This is a genomic window from Streptomyces sp. NRRL S-340 (assembly GCF_000720185.1).
Classification (GTDB): domain Bacteria; phylum Actinomycetota; class Actinomycetes; order Streptomycetales; family Streptomycetaceae; genus Streptomyces.
The window spans coordinates 66,618-72,617 of the sequence record NZ_JOIY01000040.1 but is presented as its reverse complement, the minus strand read 5'-3'; the positions used below and the strand labels follow the sequence as shown (position 1 = coordinate 72,617).

The window sequence follows — 6,000 nt, the reverse complement described above, 5'->3', positions numbered from 1 at the left end:
GTCGTCGGCAGCGTCAGATGTGTATAAGAGACAGCGGTCGCTGCGGTGGGGGAGGGCGGTGCGCGGGGCGGGCGGTCGCGGGTGCGGGTGCGGGTGCGGGGGGAGCGTGGTGCGGGGGGCGGGGTCGGGCACAATCGGGGCCATGACGACGCCCGAGCACGAGTCCCCCGCGCCGCAGCCGCCGGCCCCCGAGTTCCAGGACCGGGTCCGCCGGTCGTCCGGCGCCATCGCGGGCGGTGTCCTCCTGCTCGCCATCATCCTGTGGCTGGGTCTCGACGCGATGTTCAGCGGCAGTGGCCGCACGCCGTGGCTGGCGCTGGCCGGGATGATCCTCACCGTGCCGCTCGTGATCGCCTTCACCTTCCGGCCCGCCGTGTACGCCGACGCCGACCGGCTGCGCGTACGCAACCCCTTCCGCGTGATCGTGCTGCCCTGGAGCCAGGTCGCGGGCCTGCGCTCGGGGTACTCCAACGAGGTGATCGCCGCGTCCGGCGCGAAGTACCAGCTCTGGGCCGTGCCCGTGTCGCTGCGGGCGCGCAAGCGGGCGGCCCGGCAGGAGGCGCGGGCCGCCGCCGCGGGGGAGCCCGGGGCCACCGGCCGCGGCGGGCTCTTCGGCCGGGGATCCGTCGGCGGGCTCGGGGGTGTCGCGGGGGGCGCCCCGAGGGCCGGGGGCGGAGCGGGCGCCGGCGGGCCCATCCGGGCGGAGGGCGACCAGTTCATGAACGACCTGCGCGAACTGCAGGAGTCCCGCGCGCACGCCGAGAGCGCGCAGGGCGAGGTGACGGTCCGCTGGGCCTACGAGATCGCGGGGCCGGCGCTGGCCGGCGCGGTGGTCCTGGCGATCCTGCTGGCCGTGGGCTGACGGGCGCCGCAGAGCCCCGGTACGGCACAGCGGGCCCCGGCTTCGGCCGGGGCCCGCTGTCTCGTCAGATGCCCGCCGCCGCGGACAGGTCGCGCTTGATCGCCGCCAGCAGCCCGGCGGCCTTCTCCCGGGCCGCCGTGAGGCCGGCGCGGTCGGCGACCGGGACCACCACCTCCAGGTAGCACTTCAGCTTCGGTTCGGTGCCCGACGGGCGGACGATGACCCGGGCACCGTCCAGGGTGTAGCGCAGGCCGTCGGTCGGCGGCAGCTCCTCCGTGCCCTGCGTCAGGTCCTCGGCGCGGGTGACGGGCAGGCCCGCCAGTGCGGTCGGGGGCTGCTCGCGCAGGCGGCGCATCGCGTCGGCGATCAGGGAGAGGTCCTGCACGCGGACCGAGAGCTGGTCCGTGGCGTGCAGGCCGTGCTCCACCGCGAGGTCGTCGAGGAGGTCCAGGAGGGTGCGGCCCTCCTCCTTGAGCCGGGAGGCCAGCTCCGTGATCAGCAGGGCGGCGGTGATGCCGTCCTTGTCACGCACGCCCTCCGGGTCCACGCAGTAGCCGAGGGCCTCCTCGTAGCCGTAGCGCAGGCCCTCCACGCGGGCGATCCACTTGAAGCCGGTGAGGGTCTCCTCGTAGGGCAGGCCCGCCTTCCCGGCGATGCGGCCGAGCAGCGAGGAGGAGACGATCGACTCCGCGAAGGTGCCGTGCGCGCCGCGGGCGACCAGGTGGGCGGCGAGCAGCGCGCCCACCTCGTCGCCGCGCAGCATGCGCCAGTCCGCGCCGTCCTTCACGGCCGCCGCGCAGCGGTCCGCGTCCGGGTCGTTGGCGATGACCAGGTCGGGGCCGGTCTCGCGGGCCTTGGCGAAGGCCAGGTCCATCGCGCCGGGCTCTTCCGGGTTGGGGAAGGCGACGGTCGGGAAGTCCGGGTCCGGGTCGGCCTGCTCGGCGACCAGGGCGGGCGCGGGGAAGCCCGCGCGGGCGAAGGCGGCGAGCAGGGTCTCCTTGCCGACGCCGTGCATCGCCGTGTAGACGGTGCGGGCCGTGCGGGGGGAGCCCTGGGCGAGGACGGCGTCCGTACGGGCCAGGTAGGCCTCCAGGACGTCCTCGCCGAGCGTCTCCCAGCCGGTGTCGGGGCGGGGGACCGCGGTGAGGGTGGTGATCGCGTCGATCTCCGCCGCGATCTGCGCGTCCGCGGGCGGGACGATCTGGGAGCCGTCGCCCAGGTACACCTTGTAGCCGTTGTCGCGGGGCGGGTTGTGACTGGCGGTGACCTCCACGCCCGCGACCGCGCCGAGGTGCCGGACGGCGAAGGCGAGGACGGGGGTGGGCAGGGGGCGGGGGAGCACGGCCGCGCGCAGGCCGGCGCCCGTCATGACGGCGGCGGTGTCGCGGGCGAAGTCCGCCGACTTGTGGCGGGCGTCGTAGCCGATGACGACGAGGCCGGCCGTGTCGTCCCCGTGGGGGGTGCCCTGCTTCTTCAGGTACGCGGCGAGGCCTGCGGCGGCGCGGATGACCACGGAGCGGTTCATGCGCAGGGGGCCCGCGCCCAGTTCACCGCGGAGGCCGGCGGTGCCGAACTGGAGGGTGCCGGCGAAGCGTGCCGTCAGCTCGGCCGTGTCGCCGGCGGCGATGAGCGCGGCGAGTTCCGCGCGGGTGTCCGCGTCGGGGTCCTCGGCGAGCCATGCCTCGGCCCGGGCCATGAGGTCGTCGTCGTGCACGTCGGGTCAGCCTCTCGTGTCGTCGGTGGTGCGGGGTGCCTGCGGCGCGCTGCGCGGTGAGGTGCTGGGTGCGCGGTGCGGGGGGGCTTGTGAGGGGTGGTGCGGGGGGTGGCGGTGTGGGGTGCCTGCGGCGGCCCGTGCTGGGGGCGGGGGTGCGCGCCACGCGTGCGGTGAGGGGTGGGGCGGGGCCGCGCCGGGGGGTGTCCGTCCTCGGAACGGCGCGGAATCGGTCACTTGTTCACAGTGCCCGGGTTGACGCGCCAACCGCTGCGGGCGGCCACCCCCCGGCACGTCCCCTCGCCGCCGTACGCGGCTGCGGGGCAGGCCCACTGTGGCATCGTCCCTCGCCCTCGTGTGCGGGTGCGGTGCCGTCGTGGGCCGTTTCCTCGCCGTCGTGCGTGAGTGCGGGCCAGTGGGGCGTCGTCCCTCGCCCTCGTGCTCGGGTGCGGCGCCGTCCTGGACCGGTCCCTCGCCGTGGGGCCACGGCGGGTGATTACAGGCGGTCCAGGACCTGGGCCAGCAGGGAGCCCATGCGGGTGGCGCTGTCGCGGCCCGCCTGGAGGACCTCCTCGTGGTTGAGGGGTTCGCCCGTCATGCCGGCGGCGAGGTTGGTCACCAGGGAGATGCCGAGGACCTCGGCGCCGGCCTCGCGGGCGGCGATCGCCTCCAGGACCGTGGACATGCCGACCAGGTCCGCGCCGATGACGCGGGCCATGCGGATCTCGGCGGGCGTCTCGTAGTGCGGGCCGGGGAACTGGGCGTAGACGCCCTCCTCCAGGGTGGGGTCGACCTCCTTGCACAGGGCGCGCAGGCGCGGGCTGTACAGGTCGGTCAGGTCGACGAAGTTGGCGCCGACGATCGGGGAGGTGGCGGTCAGGTTGATGTGGTCGCTGATCAGCACCGGCTGGCCGGGGCGCATCCCTTCGCGCAGGCCGCCGCAGCCGTTGGTGAGGATCATCGTCTTGACGCCGGCCGCGACGGCGGTGCGCACGCCGTGGGCGACGGCGGCCACGCCGTGACCCTCGTAGTAGTGGGTGCGGCCCAGGAAGACCAGGGCCCGCTTGGAGCCCGTGCTGTACGAGCGGATCCTGCCACCGTGACCCTGGACCGCCGGCGGCGGGAAGCCGGGCAGCTCGGTGACCTGGAACTCGGCGTCGGGGGTGCCCAGGGCGTCGACGGCCGGTGCCCAGCCGGAGCCCATCACGAGGGCGACGTCGTGGGTCTCCGCGCCGGTGAGTTCCCGCAGGCGCGCGGCGGCGGCGTCGGCGGCGGCGTAGGGGTCGCCCTGGATGTCGTCCGGAAGAAGAGAAGCGTTCACGCGGACGAGGGTAGCCGGAATTCGCCTACGCGCGTAGATGACGGAGCTCACGGGAACGGGATCGTTGCCTTGTCGTTTCCGACAAGGCCCCGGTGCCGGCGTCCTCAGCAGGGGCGCTTGCGCAGTTCCATCACGTAGTCGTGCGGGGCTCCGGCGGACTCGGCCGCGTCCGCGATCTCGCCCAGGTAGCGGGCGGAGGGCAGACCGCCCTCGTAGGCGTCGAGGACGTACGCCCAGGCCTTCTCCTCACCCTCCAGGGTGTGCACGCGCACACGCGTGCGCCGGTAGATGTCCATGCCGACGCCCTCCCAGCGGTCCAGGGACTCCTCGTCCATCGGGGCGATGTCGTAGAGCGCGACGAAGACCTGGGAGATCGGGTCCTCGACCAGGGTCGCCAGGGCGCCCTCCCAGCCCAGATGCTCGCCGCCGAAGGTCAGCCGCCAGCCGTTCAGCCAGCCCGTCGCGCGCAGCGGCGAGTGCGGAGCGCGGCGGGACATCAGCCGCGCGTCGAGATTGCCGGCGTACGCGGCGTAGAGCGACATGCGTCGAAGAGTACGGCAGCGGCGCGGGCGGCTCATCCGGGGCGGAAGCCCTCTCCCGCACCCGGCGGTGCCCCCGGGGAGGAGCATCTTGAGGAGTGCGGGACAATGGAGTACGTGACTCGGATCGTGATCATCGGTGGCGGACCCGGCGGATACGAAGCGGCGCTGGTGGCCGCTCAGCTCGGCGCGGAGGTGACCGTCGTCGACTGCGACGGTCTGGGCGGAGCGTCGGTGCTGACCGACTGCGTGCCGTCGAAGACCCTGATCGCCACGGCCGAGGTGATGACCACCTTCGACTCCTCGTACGAGGAGCTGGGGATCATCGTGGCCGACGACACCCCGCCGCTGGAGCAGGCCGCCCGGGTCGTCGGGGTCGACCTGGGGAAGGTCAACCGGAGGGTCAAGCGGCTCGCGCTCGCCCAGTCGCACGACATCACCGCGTCCGTGACGCGCGCGGGCGCCCGGGTCATGCGCGGCCGCGGACGGCTCGAGGGCATGCAGGCCCTGGACGGGTCGCGCAAGGTCGTCGTCACCACGGCCGACGGCAGCGAGGAGACGCTCACCGCGGACGCGGTGCTGATCGCGACCGGCGGCCACCCCCGCGAGGTGCCCGACGCGCAGCCCGACGGCGAGCGCATCCTCAACTGGACCCAGGTCTACGACCTCACCGAGCTGCCCGAGGAACTCATCGTGGTGGGCTCGGGCGTCACCGGCGCCGAGTTCGCGGGCGCCTACCAGGCACTGGGGTCCAAGGTCACGCTGGTGTCCTCCCGCGACCGCGTGCTGCCCGGCGAGGACCCGGACGCGGCGGCCGTCCTGGAGGACGTCTTCCGGCGCCGCGGCATGAACGTCATGGCCCGCTCGCGCGCCGCCGCGGCCAAGCGGGTCGGGGACCGGGTGGAGGTGACGCTGGCCGACGGCCGGGTCATCACCGGTTCCCACTGCCTGATGGCCGTCGGCGCCATCCCCAACAGCGCGGGGCTCGGTCTGGAGGAGGCCGGCGTCAGGCTGCGCGACTCCGGGCACATCTGGACGGACAAGGTGTCGCGGACGACGGCTCCGGGCGTCTACGCGGCCGGTGACGTGACCGGTGTCTTCGCGCTGGCGTCGGTGGCGGCGATGCAGGGACGTATCGCCATGTACCACTTCCTCGGCGACGCGGTGGCCCCGCTGAACCTGAAGACCGTCTCCTCCAACGTCTTCACCGACCCCGAGATCGCCACCGTCGGCTACAGCCAGGCCGACGTGGACGCCGGCAAGATCGACGCCCGCTGTGTGAAGCTGCCCCTGCTGCGCAACCCGCGCGCCAAGATGCAGGGCATCCGGGACGGCTTCGTCAAGATCTTCTGCCGTCCCGGTACGGGCATCGTGGTCGGCGGTGTGGTCGTGGCGCCGCGCGCCTCGGAACTGATCCACCCCATCTCGATCGCCGTCGACAACAACCTGACGGTCGAACAGATCGCGAACGCCTTCACCGTGTACCCCTCTCTGTCGGGGTCGATCGCCGAGGTGGCCCGGCAGCTGCACGGGCGCAAGTCGGCCGGCGAGGCGTGAGGGCGGCGGG

The 6,000-nt window shown here is 74.1% G+C and carries 5 protein-coding genes; 2 read left to right on the top strand and 3 right to left on the bottom strand.

The window, feature by feature from the left end; translation table 11 throughout:
* Nucleotides 1-142 precede the first annotated feature (142 nt).
* Nucleotides 143-862 (top strand): PH domain-containing protein, encoded by a 720-nt coding sequence (locus IG64_RS28580; protein ID WP_037861397.1) that lies wholly within the window; start codon nucleotides 143-145, stop codon nucleotides 860-862.
* 64 nt (nucleotides 863-926) lie between these two features.
* Here the strand turns inward: IG64_RS28580 and IG64_RS28575 are convergent, their stop codons facing one another.
* The 3 genes from IG64_RS28575 to IG64_RS28565 all read right to left on the bottom strand — a co-directional run bounded on the left by IG64_RS28575 (nucleotide 927) and on the right by IG64_RS28565 (nucleotide 4,436).
* A complete protein-coding gene (locus IG64_RS28575; RefSeq protein WP_037861411.1) occupies nucleotides 927-2,558 on the bottom strand; it encodes a phospho-sugar mutase in 1,632 nt (543 codons plus the stop codon).
* 511 nt (nucleotides 2,559-3,069) lie between these two features.
* Complete coding sequence (locus IG64_RS28570) at nucleotides 3,070-3,894, bottom strand: purine-nucleoside phosphorylase (RefSeq protein WP_037861396.1); 825 nt, start codon at nucleotides 3,892-3,894, stop codon at nucleotides 3,070-3,072.
* Nucleotides 3,895-3,998: 104 nt separating this feature from the next.
* Nucleotides 3,999-4,436 (bottom strand): gamma-glutamylcyclotransferase, encoded by a 438-nt coding sequence (locus tag IG64_RS28565; protein WP_037861394.1) that lies wholly within the window; start codon nucleotides 4,434-4,436, stop codon nucleotides 3,999-4,001.
* A 105-nt stretch (nucleotides 4,437-4,541) separates the two neighbouring features.
* Between IG64_RS28565 and IG64_RS28560 the strand changes: the two genes are divergently transcribed.
* Complete coding sequence (locus IG64_RS28560; RefSeq protein WP_037861393.1) at nucleotides 4,542-5,990, top strand: NAD(P)H-quinone dehydrogenase; 1,449 nt, start codon at nucleotides 4,542-4,544, stop codon at nucleotides 5,988-5,990.
* The last annotated feature ends 10 nt before the right edge of the window (nucleotides 5,991-6,000 follow it).